Origin of the sequence: Streptomyces sp. CB01201 (genome assembly GCF_002803085.1) — a bacterium.
Lineage (GTDB): Bacteria > Actinomycetota > Actinomycetes > Streptomycetales > Streptomycetaceae > Streptomyces > Streptomyces hundungensis.
The window spans coordinates 85,131-107,441 of sequence record NZ_NNBJ01000024.1 but is presented as its reverse complement, the minus strand read 5'-3'; the positions used below and the strand labels follow the sequence as shown (position 1 = coordinate 107,441).

The window sequence follows — 22,311 nt, the reverse complement described above, 5'->3', positions numbered from 1 at the left end:
TGATCCCCCACCCGCGCTTCGCCATGTGCCTCACCAGCGGATACGCGTTGACCCGGACGGGCCGGGACGCAGCAGATGGTGCGTCAGGTTGTGCAGCAGGTACCGCAACAGGTCGCGCAGCAGATACGAGGATCCGATCCATGGTGGGCTCGCGGATGGACCGGCCCAGTGCAGACTCTCCCTTCCGTTTACCGGTACCGGAGGGGCGTTGGCCGGGTTGGCGGACCGCTCCGGTACCAGGGCGGTCCTCGGTCAGCTCTCGGCTTCTTCCACGTCGGTGATGCGTGTAGGTCCTGGGATCTTCGGGGCGCTCCCCCGGCTAACTACATGACAGCCGGGGCGGGTTCGGTGAGACGGTCCAGCCGCGTGTAGAGCGACCGCACGAGCCGGGCGCGGTGCTGGACGCACGAGGTGGTGCCCTTGAGGCGGCCAGGCGGCCCTCGGTCTCCCGGAGGACGACTTCGGCGCGGGCGCCTGGCCGTCGCTCTTGGGCAGCGCGGCGGCCAGGCGCCGGGGGTAGGTCGTGGTTTCCCGGCAGGGAGAGTGAACCATCTGACTTGGCTCGCGACGGACTTTGAAGATGCAACCCCGGTGAAGTCGGCCCGTGGCGGTTGCCGGCGCAGCAGGTCGGAAGGCCCCAACCATCTGACTTGGCTTCGTGACGGACTTTGAAGATCTGGCCTTACGCCGACGGTCTGGGGGCTCCCGACGAAATCCCCTTCTCCTGCAATCATCTGACTTGGCTTCGTGACTTACCTTGAAGTTCGCGGCGTGTCCGGCTCTCTCGCGTCCGCTGGTTCGGGATGATCAGCGGATGAACGTCGAGTTGCCCGGAGTGCAGTGGGACGAGTTGTGGCTGCCGTTGCGGCCATACGCGACGAACTGGCTGCAGGAGGGGATCCGACGTGAGCGGCGGCCGGTGGCGATGACCCGTCGGTACGTGAAGGCGAACCCGTCGGCGATGAGCAATCTCCTCGTCGTGGACGTGGACCACTCGGATGCCGGTGCTGCGGGCGGTGTCGTCGGTGGGGTCGCATCCGCTACCCAACGCGGTCGTGGAGAATCCGGTGAATGGGCACGCTCATGCGGTGTGGGCCCTGGCGGAGGCGGTGACGCGAACCGAGTACGCCAGGCGCAAGCCACTGGCCTACGCCGCTGCGGTCACCGAAAGGACTGCGGCGCGCGCTGGACGGCGATGCGGCGTACTCGGGGCTGATGACGAAGAATCCGCTGCACACGGACTGGAGCACCGAGTGGCTCCACGGCGGACTCCACACGCTCGGCGGCCTGTAGGAGGCGCTGAGCGGCCACATGCCGCCCGCACGCTGGCGGGAGACCAAGCGGTTCCGCACCAACATCACCGGGCTGGGGCGCAACTGCTCGATCTTCGAGACGGCCCGGACCTGGGCGTACCGCGAGGTACGTCACCACTTCGGCAGCCCCGGCACCCTCCACACCGCCATCCACGCCGAAGTGCACACCCGCAACGCCGAATTCGCGGAGCCGCTGCCGACCGTGGAGGCGCGGGCGATCGCCAACAGCATCCACCGGTGGATCACGACCAAGTCGAGGATGTGGAAGGACGGTGCGGCTGTCTACGAGGCCACCTTCGTCGCCATCCAGTCCGCCCGCGGGAAGAAGGGCGGGAAGGCTTCGGGGACGGTGCGCACAGCGCGCCGGGACGAGCGGACAGCAGCAATGCTGAAGTACATGAGCGGGACGTCGTGACGCAGGAACCCAACCGTGAACGCCGTACCGTGACGGCCCGTGAACTTGCCGACCGGTTCGGAGTGTCCCCACGGACGGTGGTGCGCATGGTCGCTGAGGAACGCACGGCGTACGAGGGCCGATCCCGGCAACGACGGGACCAGATCGTCGAACTGCACCGGCTGGGACTGAAGGGCTACGAGATCGCGCGCGAGCTGAGTGTTTCCGCCGGTCTGGTGTCCACCCGGCTCAAGGAAGCCCGCTCGGATGGTGTCGACCTCACCCGCTACGCCGCTGCCGGTGACGCCCAGGGGCAGGGGCGGGCGTAACGAGCCGGCCGGGTCAACCCTCGGCGCGCTCCCTTTGGATCTTCTGTATCGTGCGGGCCGTGTCGACCTGCGCGCGGATCACCATGTCGAACAGGGCCTCCGGATCGCCGTCGGGGCCGGCGCTCGCCGACAACAGCGCGGTGACGAGACTGGCGAGGACGGTGACCATATCGGCCGTCCCCACCGGCCCACGGACCTCGATCAGTTGCCGCACGGCCTCATCGATACGGTCCATCGCTTCCTCGCCCTGGAGGAGCAGCCCGAGCCGGTCGGCGAGGAACATCCGGACGACCGCCACACCGTCAGCCAGGGCGGTGTCTACGTTGAAGTCGGCGCGGGCCGTCACCGACTCCTTGAGCACGGCCGGAATCGTGTACGTCCGCTGCTCCGGGATGAGGCCCTCCTCCTGCCACTTCGCGTACGGGATGCGGCCGACGGCGTCACGGCGTGCGCGGTGTTCGCTGGTCGGGCGGCCGCCTGCGGTGCGGCAGGCCCGCCCTGCGGCCGCCTCACAGGTCGGGCATTCGACACGGCGCATCCACGAGCGCACGAGGTCCATCTCGGGACCGGAGCGAAGGTGACGTCGCCACTCGCCGCCCCACGGGATGCTCTGCGATCCGTTCTCCACGCCCATTCCCCCTGGGTCCGCTGGTGTTGCCGCCGTCGCTGCTGCCGACCGTACCTGCAGTGGCGCGCCTCAGCGGTCGATCGGGGCAATGCCGTTCAGGCCGCTCTCGGAGAGGATCTGCTGGACCGTGTCGTCCAGGCTGCTGGCCGCAGGGACAACGGTCTCCAGGCCGTCGGGGAGCAGGTCCTTGTCTCGATACCAGTCGCGCAGGTGGCCCTCGTTGACGTGCGCGAGGTACTCGGCGTCCGGTTTCGTTGCGTGCCGGAGCAGTGTCTGCTCGAAGGGCACATCGAGGTAGTAGCACCGCGTGACGCCCTGGTGGGCGCGCACCAGGTCCAGGAGCATCGGGCCGTAGCGGTCGGCGTACAGGATGCCTTCGATGACGACGTGGAAGCCGTTGTCGAGGGCGTAGCGGGCGGTGAGGTCGATCAGGCCGATGTTGGCGCCGCCGGGCCGGTCGCGTTCGCGCAGGACGATCCGGCGGAGGTTGTCCTGCGCAACGATCGCGAGATTGCGGCCGTACCGCTCGCGCAGGCAGGCCGCGACGGAGGACTTGCCCGAGGCGCTGTTGCCGCGGAGCACGATCAGGCGCGTGTCGCTGGGCCCCACGTCATCCTCAGCTCTTCCTCAAAAGTGAACGACACCGGCTTGCCGGCGGCGTGGGCATAATCCACTTCCCTGCTCGTGGACTCGCCGATGTACCCGCCAGGGTTGACGACCAGAACCCGGTCTGCAAGGTCGATCCTGCGCAGGTGAAGGGCGCCCAGCGCCTTCTTCTGCTCATCAGTGATCAACCCGTCTGCTTCGACCGGCGCGACAACGATGATCCCCTCGAAGGCCAGACCACGGTTCACCGCACGCATCTCCTCCACGAACCGGGCAGATCCACAGATGCAGACAATCTCAGGTCGGTCGGACACAGCCCATCCCTTCGGTCATCGCAACCTGGGGGGAGGGCCAGTGTGACCTCCCCACCAAGGGCCTTCAGGGTAAGAGTGTTCTCCCTTGCTCTCCAGCCGTCGCCCAACCGGAGTGGATCTGCGCTTGTCCAGGAGCCAGAAGTCGTTGCCGGGCATGGGATGTTGAGCCCCTCCCTCTGATGCCGCAGGGTCAAGCTCCCCACTCCTGGCCGTGCCTGACTTGAGGCCCATGCGGAATTCCGGTGAGGCTGTCAGTGCCCGCTCGTACGCTGTCGGTCGGCGCAGGCTCGCCGGAGCATGGAGGCGTTGATGGCACGACAGCTGACATATGAACAGCGGATCGCTTTGATCAACAAGTGGAGGAACCCGCCGGGGGATTCCGAACGGCTCCGGCTGGATCGCGCTGAGCGCATGGTGAAACAAGCGGTCCGCCGACACGAGCCGTTCCAGGGACTCGACATCACGGTGGCCTCGAAGGGCTCGTACCCCAACAACACCAACGTCCGCGGTGACAGCGACGTCGACATCATGGTGAAGCTCAACAACCCCTTCCATACGGAGGGGATGGCTACTTGGTGGTTTGGGGAGCAGGGACCATGGACTCGACAGAGGCTCCGCCAGGAGGTCAAGGACGCGCTCACCAATCACTTCGGTTCGGTGGACACGGACCACAATCTCTCCTTCTACGTTCCGGAGGTTGTGGGCAGCCGCCCCAGCATCGACGTGGTGCCGTGCTTCAAGTGGGTGGCCTACGCTCCCGGTAGGGAGTATGTAGGCAGCGTCGTATACGGGCGCGACGGCAAGCGCGTCATCAACTGGCCCGAGCTCCAGCTGGCCAACGGCCGCACGAAGAACACCAACACCAACCGCCGGTACAAGTTCGTGGTGCGGGTGCTGAAGAACATCGAGAACGACCTCGCCTCCGAGGGGGTGATCAAGGCCCTGCCGTCGTACTTTTCCGAGTGCCTGGTCTACAACGTCCCGGACGACGTCTTGCTCCACGATGGCAGCTTGGACGTTGTGGTCCGCGAGAGCCTGCGGGAGGTCTACCGGCAGCTCACGGGAGGCTGGGTCAGCTATCTACGCCCGATGGTGGAGCCGAACGGGATCAAGAAGGTGTTCGGCGGGGACCAGAAGTGGACCGAGAAAGATGGGCGCGAGCTGATCGAGCACGCGTGGCACTACCTCAACTACGAGAGCTGACGATGAGTACCGCAACCACCATCCGCACCGGCGCCACCATCGCCGCCACTCTCTACACAGTCGTCCTCGTCATCCTGGGCCTGTACCCGTCCGAGTTTCGGTATCTCTTCGCGTACATTCCGGCCCTCGTGGGCTACGGCACCATCGTGTTCGACAAGTGGGCCTGGCGCTGGCCCGTCATCCACCGCTTCACCGGCCGTGCCTGGGTCACGGGCACCTGGCGGGTGGTGCTGGTACCGAGCCCGGAGAGCCACATCCCTGCGGGAGGGAACCAGGGCCCGATCACCACGTACATGACGATCGAACAGACCTTCTGGAGCCTGCACGCCACGCTCCGCACGAAGGAGAGCACCTCGCGGTCGAGCAACGCCACCATCGGCGCCCCGGCAAACTCGGGAACGGCCGAGATCGGATTTCTGTACGACAACACGCCCCGCATGGAGCACCAGCATCGAAGCCCGCGGCACGAAGGGGCCTGTCGAATAGCGGTCACCGGCCTTCAGCCCAGAGCCGCGACCGGCCACTACTACACCAGCCGGTTCACCGCCGGCGACATGGACTTCACCCTGCTCAACAGATCCACCGACTACGGCACCTTTTCTGAAGCTCAGGCCGCCGACCCGGCGCACACTAGCAACTGACTGTGCCCGTAGTGCTGGGGTCTTGATTCGAGGGGGAGAACCGGTTGGCCGCACGGGTGCCTTACTACCCCGGCATCGTCCGGGGCTGCGCCAGGGCGAGCGCGAGGCTCCCGGCCGAGCACACCAGCGGGAGGCAGAGCGTGCGCAGCGTCCCGAGGACGATCCGCAGAACCTGTTCACCGAGGCGTGCCTGCACGGGCTGAAGGCGAAGCTGTGCAACGACGTCGACTCGCTGGGCAGCTACCTGCCGCCGCAGGTCGTGGCGTTGGCCCGCAAGGTGGCCGAAGTTCTCGAAGTGCCGGAGCTGGCCGCCACGTAACGCCGGAGTCGCCCCGTCGTTGGACAAGGCGACTCCATAATGCCGGCCCCGGGGATGTCATGGCGATTCCCCGGGGCCCGTGGTCTGTCCGGCTCGGGGTCAGCTCTCGTTGTCGTCCGGGCCGGTGAGCCAGTTGACGACATCGGCGTCGGTCATCCAGATCGCCTGCGTCTCGTGCACGTCGCCGTGCTGGACGACGTGGCCGTGGCCCCCGTGCTTGCTCGGCTTCGGCGCGCGGCCGGCGAGCGGAGCGAGACGCTGCCAGGTGCTGGCCGCGACCCGGGCCAGGATCACCGACATCTCGTGCGGCGTGGCCCCGAGGACTCCGGGGGCGGGCGTGCCGTCGAGGATGACGTGGACGCGGGCGGCGCGTCCGGTCCACAGCGCGGCCTCAAGGGCGGCGACGGCCGGGGAGGTGTGCGGGTCGTCCTGGCCGCGAAACATCTCCCAGTAGCGGGTGAGCTGACGCAGCGCGGCGTGGGCACTGTCCACCGAGACGATGAGCCGGGGCGCGGCGTCCAGCTCGCTGTCGTTGAGGTCGAGGCGGCGCGCCAGTTCCTCTCCGAGGCCGACCAGGGCGTCGTGGATGCCGGCGACGTTCCCGCGGTGGGTCACGGTCGGCATGCCCCTGGCCCACAGGTGGGAGATCCGCTTGGGGTCGATGACCAGGGCGTGGGCGCCCTGGTGGAGGAACTGGGCGGTCAGGGAGCGCAGCACGGTGTAGAGCTGCCCGGCGCGGCCGTGGGAGATCTTGCGGGCGAGCGCGTGGCGGCCCTCCTGGAGGTTGGCCTGGGCCTTGATCTGCCGCCGGTAGGACGGTTCGTCGGCCAGGCGCAGGATGTGCAGGGTCTTGGCGATCCGGCCGAAGACGATGTCGGAGTACGAGGCGGTGTCGGTGACGACCATCTCTGGGCGCCGGCCGCCGTCGCGGTCGTAGAGGACGTCCAGCACGTACAGGGAGTCGCGCGGGGTGCCGGCCACGACCTTCCCGCCGAGCCCGGCGGCCTGGTCGTTGATCAGGTTCAGCCACGTCGCCCCGGACCGGCGCCCGCCGCCGCCGGTGGAGGCACCGAAGTGTTCGGGTTCGGCCTGGCGTACACCGAGGGCACCGGCACGAAGAAGCGCATCCCGTCGACCGAGGCGACCAGGCCGCCGCCCCAGACCTGCGCGAGCGGGATCGACGCCTGGGCGTCGATCAGCGCCGCGTTGGCCTGCCGGTAGGTCTCCATCCGCAGGTACGTCTGGTCCACGTGCGACAGCCGCCCGTACCGCAGAGCGTCACGTGGGCAAGAAGTCTCAGCTGCTGGTGGCTATGGCGGCAGCGGGGCCCTGTTGTGAGCGGGGTGTCTTCTCGCCGGCGCGCTGGGGCTCGAGGGTGCGCGGGTCGATGGCCTCGCCGGGGGCACCGGTTTGGTAGACGCCGTCGGGTTCGGTGTCGCGGTCGTGCGGCAGGAGGAAGAACACGCGGCGGCGGTAGAGGCCGCTGTCGGGGTCGGCTTCGGCCCTGGGGTCGAGTTCGGTGTAGCCGACCATGCGGCCGTCGCGTTCGTAGCGGGGTTTGCCACGGCGGCGGGCGAGCTTGTCCAGGGCTTGGCGGACATAGTCGAGGTTTTCCGGGTCTTCCAGCCACACCACGGCTGTCTCGTGGCGGAGGTCGCTTTCGTTCAGCAGCGAACTCATGGCTGCAGTCCCTTCACATGGGGGGCGAGTACAGGTCGTGGACCGTGTCCGTGCTGACGCCCGGGTCGGTGTCCATGGTAGGCGGCGGCGAGCTGCGATGGCAGGGCGCGCATGTCAGTCGCCTGCTTGGGTGGGGTCGTCGGCGAGGAGTCCGAGGCCGGGGTAATACTTCTTGCCGCTGGATTTCATCATCTCGGAGGGGGAAGCGAGGTTGAGTTCCTGGCGGACCCGGTTGGCGAAGGCGCGCGCCGTGGCGGGGCGCAGGCCTTCGCTCGAGCACCAGGCGGCGTAGGTGGTGTAGAGCAGGCCCTGCTCGACCCGCAGGTCGCCGTCGTCGGGCGCGGCGGTGGTGCAGGCTTCGGTCAGGAAGCGGCCGATGTGGTCTTCGGTGGTGGCGTAGGCCTCGGTGGCGGTACGGACGGTGGCCGGTCCGGTCAGCGGGTCACGAGTGGTGAGGTAGCGGCCGGCGCCCTCGATGAGCCAGTGCAGGATCCCGGGGCCTTCGCTGGTGACGAGTTCGGGCGCGAGGTTGTCGATTTTGCGTTCGGTGGGGACGACGCGTTCGAAGGGGATGAGGCGGATGCGGCGCCAGAAGGCGTGGCCGCCGGTGCCGACTTCGGGACGGTGGTTGCCCAGGAGCCAGAGCTTGTGGGTGGGGTTGAAGCTGAAGTAGTCCTGGCGCATGCGTCGGGCGGTGATGCGGTCGCCGCCGGTGAGCAGTTTGACGCGGGCTTCGTCGAACTTGTCGTTGGGCTTGAGTTCGGAGCAGACCACGATGCGCCGGCCGTGGAGTTCGGTCAGTTCGGTGGAGTGCTCGCTGTAGTTGCCCTTTTCCATCAGGAAGCCGGGCGGGGCTGCCTGGGCGTAGTCGCCGAGGATCTGGGTCATGACGTCCAGCAGCACGCTCTTACCGTTGGCGCCGGTTCCGTAGAGGAAGGGCAGGATCTGGGCGCCGACGTCGCCGGTAATGGAGTAGCCGAGCAAGAGGTGGAGGAAAGCGATGGTCTCGGTGCCTTTGGCGTCGTCGCCGAAGGTGTCGGTGAGGAAGCGGTGCCAGCGCGGGGTGGGCATCGCTTCGGGTGCGACGGTGGTGGCCCGGGAGTGCAGGTCACGCACGGGGTCGGGTTTGCGGAGCTCGCCGGTGTGCAGGTTGATGACGCCGCCGGGGGTGCACAGCGCGTAGGGGTCGCCGTCCAGGACGTCGGGGTCCAGGGCGAGCGCGGGCGAGGCCTTGGCCTGGGTGAGCATGGCTTTGATGCCCTGGGTGGACATCGCGCGCTTGCGGTGGGCTGCGACTTCCCGGTCGGTGTGGGCTCCGGTGGGGTCGGTGGGCGGCATCTGCTCAGCCATGTCACCGGCCGCCCACAGGGCGGCCTTCTCCCCGCCGGTTCGCTTCCACCGGTAGGTGTCCCACGTGTACCAGCCCAGGCCCTCGACATGCCGGAACTGGTCCCCGTACAGCGACGCGAACAGTTTCGCGTTGCCCCGGTCGCTCAACAGCCCCGGTAGACGGCCCTGCAAAGCGGTCTGGTCCAGGGCAGGTTGCCCGGCGGCACCGGTGCTCTGCTGGGCGGGCAGGGAGGGCTGCACGGGGAGGGCTTCGAGGTCGAGCATCTGCTGGGCGGCGGCCGCGGCATCGAAGCGGCTCTCGGCGCTGCTCATGAACGTCCTTCGTAGTGGATCGGCCGGCGGGCTCCGGCCTGCAGAGCAGAGACGATGACGGACTGGCTGCGCCGTTCCTGGCTCGGCCGGGCCTGGTTGGCGAACTCAGTGAGCAGGGCGAGCGCGCGTGTTTCGGTGAGGTGGCCCGCGGCGGCCAGTCCCCCGGCCGTGTAGGCGGCACGGTTCAACTTCTCCGTGAACGCGGCTCCTTCGGGAACTGCTGCGCAGGAGGCGACTTCCGCCAGGAGCGGCTCGAGAGTGCGCAGCGCCCGGGTGGGGGCACTACGGGTTCGCCGGGGGGCCGGGACATCGGCGGGCGCTGTGGCCTGCGCGGGGGCCAGGTGGTGCCCGGTCCTCTCCAGTTCGCCGGCGAGCCAGGAAGGGAGAGGAGCGGGCTCGCGGGCGTCACCGACTGGGACGTAGCGTCCTTGGCTGGTGCGGGTGGTGGGCGCGACGATGTAGCCGCCGTGGGCACGGATGTCGACCTGCCAGGCCAGCGCGGCACCGGCGCTGGAGCCGGCTGACGAACGGTATCCCGGGTGGCCGTCCGGCAGGCGGTACCAGAGGTGGAGGCCTCCCGACGGGGTGCGGACACGGAGCGTGGCAGAGTCCTCGGCCGGGTTGGGTTGACCGCGGTAGGCCGCGAGCAGGGCCAGGGTGTCAAAACCGGAGGCCAGGCCATCCAGGTCGACCGCAACGGGGATCGTGATGCCGGGCAGCAGTCGGCAGCGGTCAGGTACGGATGCTGAGTGAGCATCGACGTCGATCACGACCAGGCGTGCCGGCCCGCATGCGATCCCGACTCCAAGGTTGGGGTGTTCGCCCCACCATGCGTCGACGCGGGCCGAGTTGAGGGTGGCCGCGTGGAAGCCGTGACACCAGCCGTTCTGCTCGTGACAGGGGCATTCCTGCGGCGGGTGGTCGGGCTTCTTGCACCCTTCACAGTTCCCGGCAGGGGTCTTGCGGCCCGGAGCCAGCGGATGGACGGGCCAGCCACGCGCGGCACACCAACTGGCCACGGCGTGGGCGCGGTTGTCCGTGTGCGGTGCGATCACACTACGGGCAGCGGGCACACGATTTCCTTGACAGGGACTCAACCGTTTAGCCCCCTTTTGAGTCCCGGCGCAAGGACGCAGGTCACAGGCCTGATCCCACCAAATGAGGGACTGAAGGGACTGAACTTTTCAATGACGTTGAGAGACTAGCGCACGCGGCTTCGAGGATGCACGAGCCGCGCCGCGAATTCAAACTTCAGTCCCTTCGGTCCCTTTAGCCGCCCCCGGGCCCGGGGGCGGGGGCGGACCGACATCAAACCCTTCGCGGCCAAGACCGTGGGGTGGCCGCTGCCCCCCCCTACCTGAAGCCGTGACCCCGCAGGGGCCAGTCCCACTCTTCAGTCCAAGCCTTCAGTCCCCTCCAAAAGACCAGGTCAGCGCCTCGCAAACGTCAACCGAGGGACTGAAGGGACCCAACTTCCCAGTTATGAGTGGCATTAGCAGTCAGACACCCTGCCTCACGCGTGCACGTATGCGCACACGCTAAAGACTGGAACTAGAAAATTCAGTCCCTTCAGTCCCTCAGGCCCTCGCCTCAAGCCTCTGAGCTGCACCTTTCTGAGGGACTGAAGGGAGGGACTGAACCGCATCCCCCACTGCTGGCCGGCTATGAGTCGCTGAGCCACATGGTCAACCACCTCAAGGCGCCCGACAGGTTCGTGTGGCCGCTGAACTTCCCGACTGGCGAATCCGCCCGCCGCGCACCCGCCACGCCCGCATCGGGACAGACTTCGACCCGGACCCGGACGACGGCGAGGACGCACCGCTGCCCGACGCACCGCCCGCTCTGCGGCAGGCCGGATAATTCGCGGCTCCTGCCCCGCCACCACGGCTCCCCCCACCGGGAGTGCGCCGTCGTCGTACCCGGCCGCCCCTCTTCACCACGGTGACCGGCCCGCTCCGCATCGCCGCTCTCCTGCGCGACGCCGGCACCCACGATCTGGGCGCGAACGCTGGGCCAAGCTATGTGTACAGGGCGCCGGGCGGTCTGCACCGCTCCGAGGGAGCTGGCCCCGGAGGAGGCGGTCGCGGTCAAGGGTGCGAGGAAGGCTGGCAGCACCGCTCTGGGGGGCCCGGTAGTTCTCGCCGAAAAAAACAACCCTAAAGCCGGCGGGGTCAGGGCAGGGTTCCGTGCTTGTCCGCTGCCTACGGGTGCGTCACGGGCAGGGGACGCACGTGAACAGCGGGCGGGCCTCGGAGAGTTCCAGGACGCGGGCGACCTGTTCGCCTATGCCGCACAGTTCGAGTGTTCCGCTCTCGTTCTCTGCGCGGCGGCGCAGGCGCAGCAGCATGCTGAGGCCCATGGAGTCCATGAAGGTGACCGCCGACAGGTCGATGACCAGGGTCTGACCGCGGAGGGGGAGCGCGTCGGTGGCCTCGGTGACGTAGGGGCAGGAGTCCAGGTCGAGCTCATCCGCGACCGCAATGACCGCGCGGTAGGGATACTCGGTCACGGTGACGTCGAAGGTGCAGTTCATGGTCTCGCCGCCGTCCGGTGGTGGGGAGCCCCTTGCGGTCCGCTCCCCGTCGAGTGGGGCGGAGAAGGCCGTCAAGCACGTGGCAGTGGCGCCGCGTGAAGCCGAGTAAGACCACCCGTACCGTCCGCCAGCCACCTCCCGTGACCACCCGGCAGCGCGGGGTCTCCCACCAGCCAGGCTGGTTACTGTACGAGCCTGCCACCATCTCCGCCCGAAACCAACAGCCCTCCGTGGTGGCCTGCCAGCGCCCATGCAGCAGACGGCAACGTGAGGCGCCCGCCGCCCGTCACCGGATCACGGCTACTACGAGGCCCCGACGCCGATCTCCAGCACCACCAACGGCAGCAGTAATCGACCGCCCGTCCACAGCATGTGCAAAGCCCGGATCCGTCGGCGGAGCCCGCAACTGCTCGACGGCGGCCAACCGCCATCCTGCCCGCCAACTGAGCCGCTCAGTTCTCGCCAACTACGGCGCTCATCCGCCAGCTGAAGCGCTCAGTCACATCCGGCCCCCGACCGCGGCGGGACAGGATGCGAAAGAATTCGAACAGGTGCTCTAATTGAGGTATGGCGCGAACCTTTCCCCCCGACCTCGTACAGACCCAGCGCGAGCGGACCCGGACCTACGAGGCGCTCGCCCGCACCCCGTTCCGAACCGTGCTGCGCCGCCGCCTTCAGCTGCTGTCCTGCCGCATCGGCAGCCACCCCTACTGGAGTGCCGGCCGGTCGGCCGCGGACCGCACCGAACTGCTTCGCCAGGCCCGCACCGCAGAATCGCAGGAGAGGAGAACCGCGTGAGCACGCCCCCGGCGCCGCACCGACAGCTGGACGTGCGGGCCTGTCCTCCCTCGCTCCTCGGCTCGTGCGCTCGCTGCCACCAGCCGGCGCACCGTTTCGGGGAGGGTGGCAACCCGTTGTGTCCCGCCTGCCGGGAGCTCGTGGAAGCGGCTGGCAGGCGCTGACCATGCACGACCCGCATCCCTCGGAACTGTCCCGCCTCGCCAAGCTCCGCGTCGTGGAGGAGTACCAGGCGCACCAGCTGGAGCGCACCCGCGCCGTGATCCGCGAGCTTGAGGCCGAGCAGGAGCGGCAGCGTGAGCGGGACAAGAAGCGGCGCATCGAGGTGTCGTGGAAACTTCAGCCCTCCCGCGCCGACGGCGGCGTCGCCCTTCTCCACCGGGCGAACTGCGGTCTCTACACCAAGCAGATCGGCTACCTCGACGCCATGGAGGCGCAGATCGCGATGGCCGAGGAAGGCATCGAGTGCTGCCAGATCTGCCGCCCGCAGGACTGACCGGGGACGGGAGGCGCCAGGGCGATCGTGCGGGGCGCCGGCGTGGAAGGCATCACGGCATGACGTGGTCTCTGCCAGAGCCGATGCTGACCGTGGCCGTGAACAGTCCCGTGCTGCCCGCCGGATATGCGGCCGAACCCAAGTGGGACGGATTCCGGGCGCAGCTCGCCATGCATAGCGGCGGCCGGGTCGTACTGCGCTCTCGGCAGGGCACGGACCTGCTCGGTGCCTTCCCCGAGATTGGGGCGGCGGCTCTGGCGCAGCTGCCGCCAGACACGGGCCTCGATGGCGAGCTGGTGATCTGGGAGTCCGACCGGCTGGCGTTCGAGCGGCTCCAGCAGCGAATGGGGCGCCGCGGCGCCGCCGCGGCCGAGGGGGCGCAGCGGTGGCCGGCACACTACGTCGCCTTCGACCTGGTCCACGCAGGCAAGGATCTGACCAACTGGTCCTACGCGCGGCGGCGTTCGGTACTGGAGGCCCTGTTCACGGACCGCGGCCTGACGGCGCCGCTGACGCTGTGCCCGTCGACCACCGACCCAACGGTGGCTGATCAGTGGCTTGGCTGGACTGCGGCCGGGCTGGAGGGGCTGTGCTTCAAACGGCTCGATGAGCCCTACCGGCCGGTGCGGTCCTGGCGGAAATACAAAGTCAGGGCGACCACTGAGGCCATCGTCGGAGCCGTATCCGGTTCCCTTGTCCTGCCCAGGACGGTGTTGCTGGGCCGCTACGACGCCGCGGGACATCTCCAGTACGCCGGTCGTAGCACCACGCTGTCCCAGGCCGCCAGCCGCGCCCTGGCCGAGCGCCTGTCCCCGGCTCCGCTCGCTCATCCTTGGACAGGGTGGACGTTCAGTGCCGGATGGGGAACATCGCGCTCCCTCGAAGCGCACCTCGTACGGCCCGACGTCGTGATGGAGATCGCCGTCGACGTCGCCCGTGATTCCGCAGGAAGATGGCGGCACCCGGTCCGGCCGCGTCGCGTCCGCACCGACATCGAGGCGCCACAGGTCCCGCTGTTCGGCGAGTGACCCGCACCCGAAGGCGGGCATCGGATTGTCGTAGCTGGATGCCACGACGGCTCAAGGCCGTGGCCTGCGTCGTCGACGGGACCCGCTTGAATCAGTGGGGCCTGTCCGTGTCCATCTGGTGCAGCAGATGTTCTGCCGCCTCGGAGAGATTCATGATCTGCGGGCCTCCCCAGACACGGTCCTGGAGGGCCTCCAGCGCGTCGACGACAGCCTTGATGTCTCCGGAGTCGTCAACGGTGCACTCCCCCTGCGGATTCGACGGCGTGCCGTCGGTGACCGTGCCAATGTGCAGACGTACGACGCTGTCGTAGGGCGAGGTGGTGATCCTGACCCACTGATCCTCCCTCAGAATCCGGGCCTGGCCCGCCCCCAACGACTGCGGCCGGTCCGCCCAGCGGAAACACGCCACCAGCTCATCGGCCACCTCAAGCGCGGTCTTCGACATCGACTCCCCCTTCGACGGTTGGGCACCCACGCTATCGGCGAGAACAGCTCCGCGTGCGGGCGCCGCCCTGCACGTTCCTCGCTCTGGCCTGTGCGGTGAGCGAGTTGAGAGGGTGGGCCCATGACAGATGCCAGGACCGGGCTGCGCAGGCCGGCCACCGACTGGGAGTACGCGGTCTCCGCCGCCGACCAACTCATGCTGTGGCACGCGCAGGTCGCGCCCTACACCGCACAGGAGCCGCTACGGACCCGGGCAGTGGTCCTGCTCGCCGCCTGCCTCAGCGACCGTGCCACGGCCGCCCACCTCACCGGCCCGGACATCGCCCAGGTTCAGCTCTCCGAAGCGGCCACCGTGTTGGAGCGTTACGTTCTCTCCGCGCTCCAGGCCTGCCCAGCCCCGCCCAGTACCGGAGACGAACTCCGCAACTACCTCCTGGGCGTGTTCGACACCGATGCCTTCGAAACGGTCCGCCACGCAGTCCGCGAGACTCTGACCCACCACATGCAAGCCTCCGGACCACGCGCACGCATCGCCGATCGTCACGGCGACTTGACGGACCTCCAGCGGCAGCGCCAGAAGGGAACCGGCTTCTGAGCCGTCACGCCGGTCGATCTCTTCCTCGCTCGCGTCCCAGTCGGGAAGCGGCCCGTCGGCAACGAACGTCTGCACCTCGGCTCTCATGACCAAATGATCGTCTCCCCCACCGCCCGGGACAAGCTACCCCGTTCTGCTTCACGCGGTGGCTGTTCCTGCTGGTGGGGGCGCTGCCGGGAAAGAGATCGCTTCATCAACCAGAACCCGTACCAAGAGGCAGTGATGGAGTTGGCCGAGCATGCGGTGGAAGGTGCCGTAGAGCCCGCATGTGCCAGTCCCCAGTGTTCCGTCGGCGCCGTAGGCGTCGGCACAATGCCGCCCCGGGCCCATCAGAGATCCAGGACCTCTAATTACTAACGAATGAGAGGTGTCGGCACCGAGAACAGGCTTGCCCATGGCCTCTGCCCTGCGCGGATAAGCATCCGGCAGTTGAGAGGGTCCACACCTGCGGTCCCACTCCCGGCTCCCCGCCGAAAGCAATCGTGCAGGCAACCCCCGGGGCAACTCCCACTCGCAGCCGAAGTCTTCGCCGGAGGTTCGGCCCACGCTATGCCGGCGCTCCCCCGCTCGCCTGGCCCCAGCCCTCGATAAAGGTGGCGAGGGCCTGGCGTTGCTCTTCCTCACGGGCGATCTGCCGGGCCAGGACGTGGCGGTCGATGTACGGATCGACGGCGGCGAGGACCAGGCGCTGGAGTTCGGCCGGCTCCAGGGCTTCCACCTCCCACTGCACCGGGCGGGCCGGGTCGAAGCTGTAGCGGTCGGCGAAGGTCCGCCACCGGGGGTCGCCCTGCTTGCCCTCGGTCGCGGGCAGCTTGTAGGCGTGGACCTGGTCGTAGGTCAGCAGGATCCGCTCCGTCCGGCTCCAGCAGCCTGTGCGCGTGACCCAGTCACGTTCGATGTCCTCGCCCGAGCAGTCGAAATCACCGACCACGAGTAGGACGCCATCGCGCGGGTCATTGGTGACGCGGTCGCGGACGACGTCGGCGTACGACTGGGATCCGAAGCCGCGGACCACCAGTACCGGGATGCCCGCCGGGGCGAGCCAGCCGGTCAGCTGCTGCCGGAGGGTGTCCTTTTCGGCAGCGACGTACAGCGCGTGCTCTTGTTCGGCGGTGCGGTCCAGGGCGAACCAGCCGGGCATCTCCCGTACGAACGCGTCCACGCCCGGCCAGGCGGGCGGTGCGTGGACTTCCCGGACGGTGTCGATCAGGTCGGGAAAGCGACCCTCGCGGCGAGCCTTGGCCAGTTGCGCGGACAGTCGCCGGTACATCGGCGCCGTGTGCGGCAGCGCCCTTTCGGAGACCAGGCGGTACATGACCTGGCGCAGCGTGACGCCGCCCTCGTAGCTCTCCACGATCTCCTGGGCCCGCTCCACCACGACCGGCCACCGGATACGTTCCCCTGCCATACCGGTACTTGTACCCATCGCGTCGCCGCCGGCGGCGCGGGCTTGCCCAGGGTCACCTTGGGCTTGCCCGCAGCCGCCGACGGCTTGCCCGGCTCAGCGGCGCAGACGTGAGAACCAGCCGGTGGCCTTCTGATCGGGCACGGATTGCTCCTGCTCCTGCTTGTGTACTTGGTCCAGGTCCCCGATAAGCACACCCGGCCAGGCTTCCTCCAATTCGGCCCTCAAGTGCCGCCGGTCGCAGTCCCCGCACAGCGTCGGTCGGGGCTCCTGGGGTGTGCTGTCCCAATCGTCGCCCTTGGTGGCCCGCCACCGCTCGTTGGTGAAGTCGCCACCGCACTCGGTGCAGACGGGGCGCTGGGTGTTCCGCCGGAAGCCGTGCGGCTCCCCGTCCGCGCGCTCCGGCTCCTGGTGCTCCTGCGGACCGGCCGCCGTGCCGTCGGCGGCCGGTCCGGTCTTCTGCTTGCAGCCATCACACAGATGCGGGCGGGAATCCTGCGGGGTGTTCCAGTTCGTCGCCTGCGTCGCCTTCCACCGTTCGTCGGTGAACTTCGCCCCGCAGCCGGCGCACACGGGACGGCGCGCCTCACGCTCGGCGACCTGCTTCGTCGCCTGGTCCTGGGCCACCCGCCGCAGCTGTGCCTGGTACTCCTCCTGTCGGGCCCTGGCCACTTCCCGGGCTCGGGCATCGGCCGCCGCACGGCGCGGGTTGCCGATCGCATCGAGGAGCGGTTGCGGGTGAGCACGGCCGAAGCGCAGGAACACAGGGCCGGCCGGGCCGTGTTCGCGGAGGTTGCGCAGTCCGACCGCGACGATCGGGATCTTCTCGTCGTAGTGGTGGTGGTGACCGTCCTCGGCCGGTTCGCCCTGCCACAGGTGCCGGGTGAGCTCCATCAGACGCGGGATAGTGCGGTTGGGGTTGCGCTCTCCGACGTGGTTGAACACCAGCAGGACGGGCGGGTGTGAGGCGTCGCCGGACCAGGTGGCCGGGGCCGTCCAGCGGGTGCGCCACATCGGGCGTTCCCTGCCGTCGGTGTCTTTCGTCTTCCGGCGGAAGAACCGGGCGTACTTCTCCAGCTTGGCGGCGAGTTCCTCTGCGGTCTCGTGGCAGTTGTCGACCTCGATGAACAGCAGCGGCACGCCGTCCTGCGGTGCGGTCAGAACCAGGTCGGCCTGGGCGCCGCCCTTGCCGGGCGCGTTCCACGTGCCGGTCGCCGGGAGCGGGACCTCGGTCCAGTACGAGGCGATGGTGCCGATTCCGTCGGGTCCGTCGACGGCGGCCCGGGCGGCTGCCTGGACGTGCGGCGGGTCGTCGGCGAGCTTGGCCAGGTTCGGCTTCGGGCGCAGCATCGCGATCACGGTCTCGTTGACGGCCATCGGGTGGGAGGCCCCGCTGGAGCCCGCGCCGCGCGCGGTGGAGCCCATCTCCGTCACCGGGCGCCGCATCTCGTAGGAGGCGGCCTCCAGTCCCTTGAGGGTCAGGTTCCGCAGCGAGTCCCCCGTCTCGGTGGAGCCGCCGTTCTCGGACAGGCCGTGCTTGCGCATGTCGGAGAGCGCGCCGGTGTGCGAGGCGGTGCGGGCCTGCTTCTGCTTCGACGGGGTCGGCTTGTCGGCGTGCCGGAACGTCAGGTGCGGGGCGCCGATTCGCTGGATCTGATCAGCCGTGGCGACTTTCAGCGCTCCGAGCACGCGCAGCACGTCGCCGCGGTAACTGTTCGTCGACCCCGCCGGGTTGTTCTTCCGCTTCCCCGCCATCAGCCCTGCTCCCTCTCTCTCGTTGCTCGCGACCGGCCGCCGGCCGACCGCCGCCGCTGCTGGCGCTGGCCGCGCCTGGCCTGGGAGGGCGTCCGGGCGCCCCGGAACCAGATGATCTCCTCCACTACGGACATCAGGAGGAGAGAAGAGGGTTGTGACGGCGCAGTTTTCGCGCCGATTGCGGCTCTGACAAGGGGTTTTCCCCTGCCTCTGGGTGCCGGGCACCAAAGGGGGTTCCCGAGGGGCCTTTGAAGTGAGCACCCAGGGAGTCCCCTTGGGCTTGCCCGCCACGGGCCGGCCTTCCGGTGTGATCGGCCCGAGCGGCTTCGCTGTACGGCCCTCGGGTGGGTGCTCGCCATCGTCTCGTCTCCTTCGCTGCCCCGGCCGGGGCGGTAGGGGTGAAGGAGCAGCGTGCAGGGGACCCCCTTGTCCGCGGTCTGACCGAGGCCGGTAGCAAGCCTGGTCAAGGAGAAATGCGGCGGTGGTCGGGCGGCAGCAGAGGTGGACAAGGGGTCGGGGGCGGTCTCGTGGTCGGGCCGACCACGCTGGACAAGGGGGCCCGGTTTGGCCCTTGCAGCCCCACTTCATCCCTTTCTCTTGAGGCGGGGAGAAATCTCTGCCTCTGTCCACAGGCCCGCCCGCCCTCCATGCGATGAGCACGCCACGAGTCGCGCGGCGGCCATCGTGAGGAGAGCTTCATGCCGTACCTGATCCCGACCCGCACCCCGCTCACGCCCGACCAGGTGGAGCGGGGCTTCGACTACCTCCTGGCGCTCCAGACGGGCGGCGGCGCCGCTGTCGCCGGGCGGGCGGAAGCCGACCCGGAGCTGGCGTTCATCCTGCTGCGGCTCGCGGAGGACATCGTCTGGACCGTCACGGCCGTGGACGCAGAGGCCGACCTGTGCGCGGACTCCTTCGCCCTGGACGAGGTCGGGTGCGTACTGCTGTCCGCGCTGCGCGACTGGGAGCGGGAGTCTCCCACCACGGCGGCACCGGGCATCGCCCGCAGCATCATCCGGTTCATGGTGAACGTCGTCGCGGACCCCGACCACGAGGACACCGCCGACACCTTGGAGGCGCTGCGCGGCGCGCGCCTGGCGATAGTGTCCTCTCCGATTTCACTTGGCGAGCGGGGTGTGAGCTGACCTGCGGCTCGCAAGCTTCGGTTGGAAGTCGAAGCCTCGGACCGTCCAGGCTTAAGTTGGCGAAATCGAGGGTGTCTTCGACGGCATGTTCTGGCCCCACCCCTCTCGTCAGACTGCCAGCCGCGTGGGCACGGCGTCCGCCCGCCCGTAGGCGAGCACCTGGGCAAGGATCACGCGGAACCGGGTGACATCTTCGGCCGGAGCCTCAATGACGGCCTCGATCTCGCCCTCGTCCAGCCGAAGGCTCTCCAGCGCCTCGGGATCCAGTGAGATGCGGAGGATGTTGCCGTCCAGGACGGCTTCCCGCACGCATCCGTATGCCGTCCCCTGGCTAGCGGTGACGAGGCAGTGAGTGTCCATTCCCAGCGCGACCTCCTGGTCATCGGGCTCTTCTTCGCCCGCCATGAACATCAGGATGAAGCCGCTGCCGTCCTCGCCCTCCGCGAGGGCGGCCTCGGTGAAGTAGCCATCAGGATCAATCTCCGTGGTAGCGACGCGAGCGGTGAATCGGTACGTCATGACGAGGTTGTATCAAGGCGGTCAGACAGGGCGTCCAGGAGGGGCGTCGACGTCATCACAGCCAAGGTGGGGCCACTCCAAACCGCTCCTCAGTAGGGGCCGACGACGCTGTCTCAGCGGGGCCGATTCCCTCGCAAGGTTGATCTGGAATTCGCCAGGTTCACGCGTGCAGGACAGATAGCTCACGAGGCGCACTCCGCATCTGGTGCGCACCGGTGCGGTGTGCGGTGGTGCGGTGTCATCCCTCCGGTGCACATCACCGAGCCTCTCCCAACTTGAAGTTGCAGGTCAAAGGGCTGGTGTGATGCTCTTCCGGGATGCTCGTGCTGGTCGTGGGCGGCAGTTTGTGAAGTAGATCGTTTGTCAGCGGGATTGAGGCCCTTCAAACGATCAGACGGTTGAGGCTCTGCCAGTGCCCTCGGTTGGCTTATCGAGGACGGCCAACTCCTGCTCGGTCAAACGCAGGCTTCCGGCGGCAATATTCTCGTCGAGGTGTGCCGAGTTCGTGGTGCCGGGAATGGCCAGCACGTGCGGACCGCGGTGGAGGGTCCAGGCGAGCCGTATCTGGGCCGGCGTCGCATTATGGGCGCGGGCGACGGAGTGGACGCGCGCGTCGTACTCCTGGTCTGCGGCTGCCTCACGCCGCAGACCAGAGACCGCGAAGAACGGGACGAAGGCGATGCCCTGCTCCCGGCACAGGTCCACCAGCCCGCTCTCGTCAGCGCGGCGCCAGTCCAAGCCGTAGGAGTTCTGCACGCAGACCACGGGCGCGATCATTCGCGCCTCGGCCACATGCTGAGGCTGGACAGCGGAGAGCCCGAGGTGCCGGATCAGGCCGGCCTCGCGCAGTTCGGCGAGAGCTCCGAAGTGCTCGGCGATCGAGGCCGTGCCGGGGCCGTTCACGCGAAGGTTCACCACGTCCAGGTGATCTCGGCCGAGCTGGCGCAGGTTCTCCTCGACCTGACCGCGCAACTGGTCGGGGCGGGCCATGGGGAGCCACTCGCCAGCGGGATCGCGCGCCGGGCCGACCTTGGTCACCACGACCACGTCGCCGTACCAGGACGTGAGAGCGCGGTTGATCAGCTCGTTCGCGGACCGCAGCGATGAAAAGTAGAAAGCCGCCGTGTCGATGTGATTGACACCCTGCTCGAACGCATGGTGCAGCAGACCGACAGCGAAATCGCGATCGATCGGTTTGCCGTCGGAGTTCCCCATCATGCCATTGCCCGTCAGCCGCATCGCGCCGTAGCCGATGCGATTCACCTCCAGGTCCCCGAGCTTCCAAGTCCCTGCCGCCGCCGCTGTGCTCACCGTGCTCCTTCGCCCGTTGGTTTGTCGGGTCCTGGAGTATGGGGCTGCCACGGTGCCCTGCGACAGGTCAAAGGGTTGGGCGAAACGTCACATCTCCATCGGGAACTCAACGTCGTCACAGAGCCGTTGAATTCCCGAGAGCACGTGGGTAAGTCCGTTCTGTGAATCAGCGGTTGACTTCGAGGTTCGTCAGGACGAGCAGAGCGCACAGGAGGCGGGTAGCGCGGGCGGGGTCGGTGCGGAGCTTGGCGAGGATCCGCCAGTTCTTGAGGTGGGCGAAGCCATGCTCGACCGGTGCGCGTCCGACGGCGAGGACGCGGTTGGCATCCTTCTGGCCCGGGGTGAGCTTGTGGATGCGGTTGGCGGTGTAGCCAGTGACGATCACGAGGTCGAGGATGTCGTTGTCCATGCCGCGGAAGCCAAGGTCCGCCAGTGCCCCGAGTCCAGCTGCTGGGTGCCAGTCATGATCTCGTCAAGAAGGGCGGCGGTAGTGGCAACGGGATCGTTGGGCTCCCGGACCGTGCGGTCGCTCAGGCGGCTCGCCGCATCGGTGTCGCCGACCTCAACAGCCGCCATCACCTGGGCTGCTGCTGCCCCGGATCGAGAGCCCTCACCCGCTGGACGCCGACGCCGCGTTCATCCTGGCGATTATGACCGCCGGCGAGCGAGGTCACAGGCGGCTCGACCAGACCCATGGCGACCCGTTCCCACTCTCAGAGAGTCGGGCGATGCCCCAAAGGCCTGATGAACACGAGAGATTCACCTCGTTCGAAAGTTGGAAGTAGCTGTTTCCCGGGAAGGGATAGAAGTGATTGCTTTCACTGTCGCCATTGATGCCGTAGGTGATGCCGTTGCAGGAGTTGTAGACGCCGACATAGACGCGTACGTCGGTATCCCCGCCAGATCCGTGGACCCTGGCCTCAATTGTGCCCCAATCGGTCTTGAGGATGCAGGTGTTGAGGGTCCAGCCGTACCAGGGGGCGCCGGAGGAACCGCCCTGGTCGTTGCCGCAGTGCTCGATCCAGCTGGCCTGGGCGGTGCCAGCAGTTGAGATGATGTTGCCGCTGGCGAGCGCCAGGGCGGCGATGCTTACGGCGGCAGCACGCCCCCTTGAGAGCTTGAGCAAGGTGCGGACTCCTTAACCGGTGGCGTGTTGTGCGGTCAATGCGCGCCGAAAATTTTTCCGAATGCAG

General features: G+C 68.2%; 26 protein-coding genes and 2 pseudogenes. 13 read left to right on the top strand and 15 right to left on the bottom strand.

The features are described 5' to 3' along the window. Positions 1-998: 998 nt before the first annotated feature. The 4 genes and pseudogenes from CG740_RS42040 to CG740_RS40020 form a co-directional block, all read left to right on the top strand. Positions 999-1,169, top strand: a pseudogene (locus tag CG740_RS42040) (replication initiation protein); the annotation flags it as partial. Beyond that, positions 1,156-1,293 carry a replication initiation protein gene (locus CG740_RS42035; RefSeq protein ID WP_199846666.1) on the top strand — a complete coding sequence of 46 codons (138 nt, stop codon included), beginning with the start codon at positions 1,156-1,158 and terminating at the stop codon, positions 1,291-1,293. The pseudogene CG740_RS42040 and the gene CG740_RS42035, both read left to right, overlap by 14 nt. An 18-nt stretch (positions 1,294-1,311) precedes the next feature. Then, on the top strand, positions 1,312-1,728 hold the full coding sequence (locus tag CG740_RS40570) for a primase C-terminal domain-containing protein (RefSeq protein WP_199846664.1): 417 nt from the start codon (positions 1,312-1,314) through the stop codon (positions 1,726-1,728). 86 nt (positions 1,729-1,814) lie between these two features. Beyond that, positions 1,815-2,036, top strand: a complete 222-nt coding sequence (locus CG740_RS40020; RefSeq protein WP_199846668.1) for a hypothetical protein — start codon at positions 1,815-1,817, stop codon at positions 2,034-2,036. Positions 2,037-2,049: 13 nt separating this feature from the next. Here CG740_RS40020 and CG740_RS35115 read toward each other — a convergent pair whose 3' ends face one another. The 3 genes from CG740_RS35115 to CG740_RS35105 all read right to left on the bottom strand — a co-directional run bounded on the left by CG740_RS35115 (position 2,050) and on the right by CG740_RS35105 (position 3,527). After that, positions 2,050-2,670 carry a zinc finger domain-containing protein gene (locus CG740_RS35115; protein WP_100579369.1) on the bottom strand — a complete coding sequence of 207 codons (621 nt, stop codon included), beginning with the start codon at positions 2,668-2,670 and terminating at the stop codon, positions 2,050-2,052. A 63-nt stretch (positions 2,671-2,733) separates the two neighbouring features. Continuing rightward, positions 2,734-3,273: an AAA family ATPase gene (locus CG740_RS35110; protein WP_100579368.1), complete on the bottom strand. Its 540-nt coding sequence runs from the start codon at positions 3,271-3,273 to the stop codon at positions 2,734-2,736. Then, positions 3,249-3,527, bottom strand: a complete 279-nt coding sequence (locus tag CG740_RS35105; protein ID WP_442802871.1) for a hypothetical protein — start codon at positions 3,525-3,527, stop codon at positions 3,249-3,251. The genes CG740_RS35110 and CG740_RS35105 overlap by 25 nt, the downstream gene beginning before the upstream one ends. Positions 3,528-3,893: 366 nt before the next feature. Here CG740_RS35105 and CG740_RS35100 point away from each other — a divergent pair, with 366 nt between their 5' ends. From CG740_RS35100 to CG740_RS41290, 3 genes are read left to right on the top strand one after another with little or no spacing between them, the layout of a single operon-like run. Further along, a complete protein-coding gene (locus tag CG740_RS35100) occupies positions 3,894-4,787 on the top strand; it encodes a nucleotidyltransferase domain-containing protein (RefSeq protein WP_159030494.1) in 894 nt (297 codons plus the stop codon). A gap of 2 nt (positions 4,788-4,789) precedes the next feature. Further along, positions 4,790-5,428, top strand: a complete 639-nt coding sequence (locus CG740_RS35095; protein ID WP_100579365.1) for a hypothetical protein — start codon at positions 4,790-4,792, stop codon at positions 5,426-5,428. A gap of 22 nt (positions 5,429-5,450) precedes the next feature. After that, the gene (locus tag CG740_RS41290) at positions 5,451-5,747 is read left to right on the top strand and encodes a hypothetical protein (protein ID WP_234376661.1); all 297 of its coding nucleotides are present in this window, start codon (positions 5,451-5,453) and stop codon (positions 5,745-5,747) included. A 720-nt stretch (positions 5,748-6,467) separates the two neighbouring features. Here the strand turns inward: CG740_RS41290 and CG740_RS35085 are convergent. The 4 genes and pseudogenes from CG740_RS35085 to CG740_RS35070 form a co-directional block, all read right to left on the bottom strand. Further along, positions 6,468-7,027 (bottom strand): annotated as a pseudogene (locus CG740_RS35085) (Tn3 family transposase); the annotation flags it as partial. A 16-nt stretch (positions 7,028-7,043) separates the two neighbouring features. Continuing rightward, a complete protein-coding gene (locus tag CG740_RS35080; protein WP_100579364.1) occupies positions 7,044-7,427 on the bottom strand; it encodes a DUF6009 family protein in 384 nt (127 codons plus the stop codon). A 114-nt stretch (positions 7,428-7,541) separates the two neighbouring features. After that, complete coding sequence (locus CG740_RS35075; RefSeq protein ID WP_100579363.1) at positions 7,542-9,089, bottom strand: DNA primase family protein; 1,548 nt, start codon at positions 9,087-9,089, stop codon at positions 7,542-7,544. Then, a complete protein-coding gene (locus CG740_RS35070; protein WP_100579383.1) occupies positions 9,086-10,108 on the bottom strand; it encodes a bifunctional DNA primase/polymerase in 1,023 nt (340 codons plus the stop codon). Before CG740_RS35070 ends, CG740_RS35075 begins: the two co-directional genes overlap by 4 nt. A gap of 697 nt (positions 10,109-10,805) precedes the next feature. Here CG740_RS35070 and CG740_RS35065 point away from each other — a divergent pair. Then, positions 10,806-10,949, top strand: coding sequence for a hypothetical protein (locus tag CG740_RS35065; RefSeq protein ID WP_234376660.1), 144 nt, complete (start codon positions 10,806-10,808; stop codon positions 10,947-10,949). Between the two features lie 352 nt (positions 10,950-11,301). Here the strand turns inward: CG740_RS35065 and CG740_RS40015 are convergent, their stop codons facing one another. Further along, positions 11,302-11,622, bottom strand: coding sequence for an STAS domain-containing protein (locus tag CG740_RS40015; protein ID WP_159030493.1), 321 nt, complete (start codon positions 11,620-11,622; stop codon positions 11,302-11,304). Positions 11,623-12,189: 567 nt separating this feature from the next. Here CG740_RS40015 and CG740_RS35055 point away from each other — a divergent pair. From CG740_RS35055 to CG740_RS35045, 3 genes are all read left to right on the top strand, one after another. After that, positions 12,190-12,420 carry a hypothetical protein gene (locus CG740_RS35055; RefSeq protein ID WP_100579361.1) on the top strand — a complete coding sequence of 77 codons (231 nt, stop codon included), beginning with the start codon at positions 12,190-12,192 and terminating at the stop codon, positions 12,418-12,420. 166 nt (positions 12,421-12,586) lie between these two features. Beyond that, entirely contained in the window at positions 12,587-12,916 is a 330-nt protein-coding gene (locus CG740_RS35050) for a DUF6233 domain-containing protein (protein WP_100579360.1), read from the top strand. Positions 12,917-12,975: 59 nt separating this feature from the next. After that, a complete protein-coding gene (locus CG740_RS35045) occupies positions 12,976-13,944 on the top strand; it encodes an ATP-dependent DNA ligase (RefSeq protein WP_100579359.1) in 969 nt (322 codons plus the stop codon). A gap of 91 nt (positions 13,945-14,035) precedes the next feature. On the opposite strand, the gene CG740_RS35040 is transcribed toward CG740_RS35045, so the two are convergent. Beyond that, positions 14,036-14,389: a hypothetical protein gene (locus tag CG740_RS35040; RefSeq protein WP_100579358.1), complete on the bottom strand. Its 354-nt coding sequence runs from the start codon at positions 14,387-14,389 to the stop codon at positions 14,036-14,038. Positions 14,390-14,509: 120 nt separating this feature from the next. On the opposite strand from CG740_RS35040, the gene CG740_RS40010 reads away from it, so the two are divergent. Next, positions 14,510-14,983, top strand: coding sequence for a hypothetical protein (locus tag CG740_RS40010; protein WP_159030492.1), 474 nt, complete (start codon positions 14,510-14,512; stop codon positions 14,981-14,983). 547 nt (positions 14,984-15,530) lie between these two features. Here CG740_RS40010 and CG740_RS35030 read toward each other — a convergent pair. Then, complete coding sequence (locus CG740_RS35030; RefSeq protein ID WP_100579356.1) at positions 15,531-16,391, bottom strand: hypothetical protein; 861 nt, start codon at positions 16,389-16,391, stop codon at positions 15,531-15,533. 93 nt (positions 16,392-16,484) lie between these two features. Then, complete coding sequence (locus tag CG740_RS35025) at positions 16,485-18,143, bottom strand: replication-relaxation family protein (RefSeq protein ID WP_100579355.1); 1,659 nt, start codon at positions 18,141-18,143, stop codon at positions 16,485-16,487. 698 nt (positions 18,144-18,841) lie between these two features. On the opposite strand from CG740_RS35025, the gene CG740_RS35020 reads away from it, so the two are divergent. Next, a complete protein-coding gene (locus tag CG740_RS35020) occupies positions 18,842-19,288 on the top strand; it encodes a hypothetical protein (protein WP_100579354.1) in 447 nt (148 codons plus the stop codon). 108 nt (positions 19,289-19,396) lie between these two features. Here the strand turns inward: CG740_RS35020 and CG740_RS35015 are convergent, their stop codons facing one another. The 4 genes from CG740_RS35015 to CG740_RS40005 form a co-directional block, all read right to left on the bottom strand. After that, positions 19,397-19,807, bottom strand: a complete 411-nt coding sequence (locus CG740_RS35015) for an Imm10 family immunity protein (RefSeq protein WP_100579353.1) — start codon at positions 19,805-19,807, stop codon at positions 19,397-19,399. A gap of 390 nt (positions 19,808-20,197) precedes the next feature. Next, a complete protein-coding gene (locus tag CG740_RS35010; protein ID WP_100579352.1) occupies positions 20,198-21,118 on the bottom strand; it encodes an oxidoreductase in 921 nt (306 codons plus the stop codon). A 166-nt stretch (positions 21,119-21,284) separates the two neighbouring features. Then, the gene (locus CG740_RS35005) at positions 21,285-21,527 is read right to left on the bottom strand and encodes a transposase family protein (protein WP_100579351.1); all 243 of its coding nucleotides are present in this window, start codon (positions 21,525-21,527) and stop codon (positions 21,285-21,287) included. 261 nt (positions 21,528-21,788) lie between these two features. Continuing rightward, on the bottom strand, positions 21,789-22,244 hold the full coding sequence (locus tag CG740_RS40005; RefSeq protein WP_159030491.1) for a hypothetical protein: 456 nt from the start codon (positions 22,242-22,244) through the stop codon (positions 21,789-21,791). Between the last annotated feature and the right edge of the window lie 67 nt (positions 22,245-22,311).

Coding starts and splice junctions, on each gene's coding strand:
- CG740_RS40015 (WP_159030493.1), bottom strand. CDS start 11,622: ATGAACTGCACCTTCGACGTCACCGTGACCGAGTATCCCTACCGCGCG.
- CG740_RS35075 (WP_100579363.1), bottom strand. CDS start 9,089: ATGAGCAGCGCCGAGAGCCGCTTCGATGCCGCGGCCGCCGCCCAGCAG.
- CG740_RS40570 (WP_199846664.1), top strand. CDS start 1,312: ATGCCGCCCGCACGCTGGCGGGAGACCAAGCGGTTCCGCACCAACATC.
- CG740_RS35050 (WP_100579360.1), top strand. CDS start 12,587: ATGCACGACCCGCATCCCTCGGAACTGTCCCGCCTCGCCAAGCTCCGC.
- CG740_RS40010 (WP_159030492.1), top strand. CDS start 14,510: ATGACAGATGCCAGGACCGGGCTGCGCAGGCCGGCCACCGACTGGGAG.
- CG740_RS35095 (WP_100579365.1), top strand. CDS start 4,790: ATGAGTACCGCAACCACCATCCGCACCGGCGCCACCATCGCCGCCACT.
- CG740_RS35005 (WP_100579351.1), bottom strand. CDS start 21,527: ATGGACAACGACATCCTCGACCTCGTGATCGTCACTGGCTACACCGCC.
- CG740_RS35115 (WP_100579369.1), bottom strand. CDS start 2,670: ATGGGCGTGGAGAACGGATCGCAGAGCATCCCGTGGGGCGGCGAGTGG.
- CG740_RS35020 (WP_100579354.1), top strand. CDS start 18,842: ATGCCGTACCTGATCCCGACCCGCACCCCGCTCACGCCCGACCAGGTG.
- CG740_RS35100 (WP_159030494.1), top strand. CDS start 3,894: ATGGCACGACAGCTGACATATGAACAGCGGATCGCTTTGATCAACAAG.
- CG740_RS35105 (WP_442802871.1), bottom strand. CDS start 3,527: ATGCGTGCGGTGAACCGTGGTCTGGCCTTCGAGGGGATCATCGTTGTC.
- CG740_RS35025 (WP_100579355.1), bottom strand. CDS start 18,143: ATGGCGGGGAAGCGGAAGAACAACCCGGCGGGGTCGACGAACAGTTAC.
- CG740_RS35080 (WP_100579364.1), bottom strand. CDS start 7,427: ATGAGTTCGCTGCTGAACGAAAGCGACCTCCGCCACGAGACAGCCGTG.
- CG740_RS35040 (WP_100579358.1), bottom strand. CDS start 14,389: ATGTCGAAGACCGCGCTTGAGGTGGCCGATGAGCTGGTGGCGTGTTTC.
- CG740_RS35055 (WP_100579361.1), top strand. CDS start 12,190: ATGGCGCGAACCTTTCCCCCCGACCTCGTACAGACCCAGCGCGAGCGG.
- CG740_RS35045 (WP_100579359.1), top strand. CDS start 12,976: ATGACGTGGTCTCTGCCAGAGCCGATGCTGACCGTGGCCGTGAACAGT.
- CG740_RS35030 (WP_100579356.1), bottom strand. CDS start 16,391: ATGGCAGGGGAACGTATCCGGTGGCCGGTCGTGGTGGAGCGGGCCCAG.
- CG740_RS35015 (WP_100579353.1), bottom strand. CDS start 19,807: ATGACGTACCGATTCACCGCTCGCGTCGCTACCACGGAGATTGATCCT.
- CG740_RS40020 (WP_199846668.1), top strand. CDS start 1,815: ATGGTCGCTGAGGAACGCACGGCGTACGAGGGCCGATCCCGGCAACGA.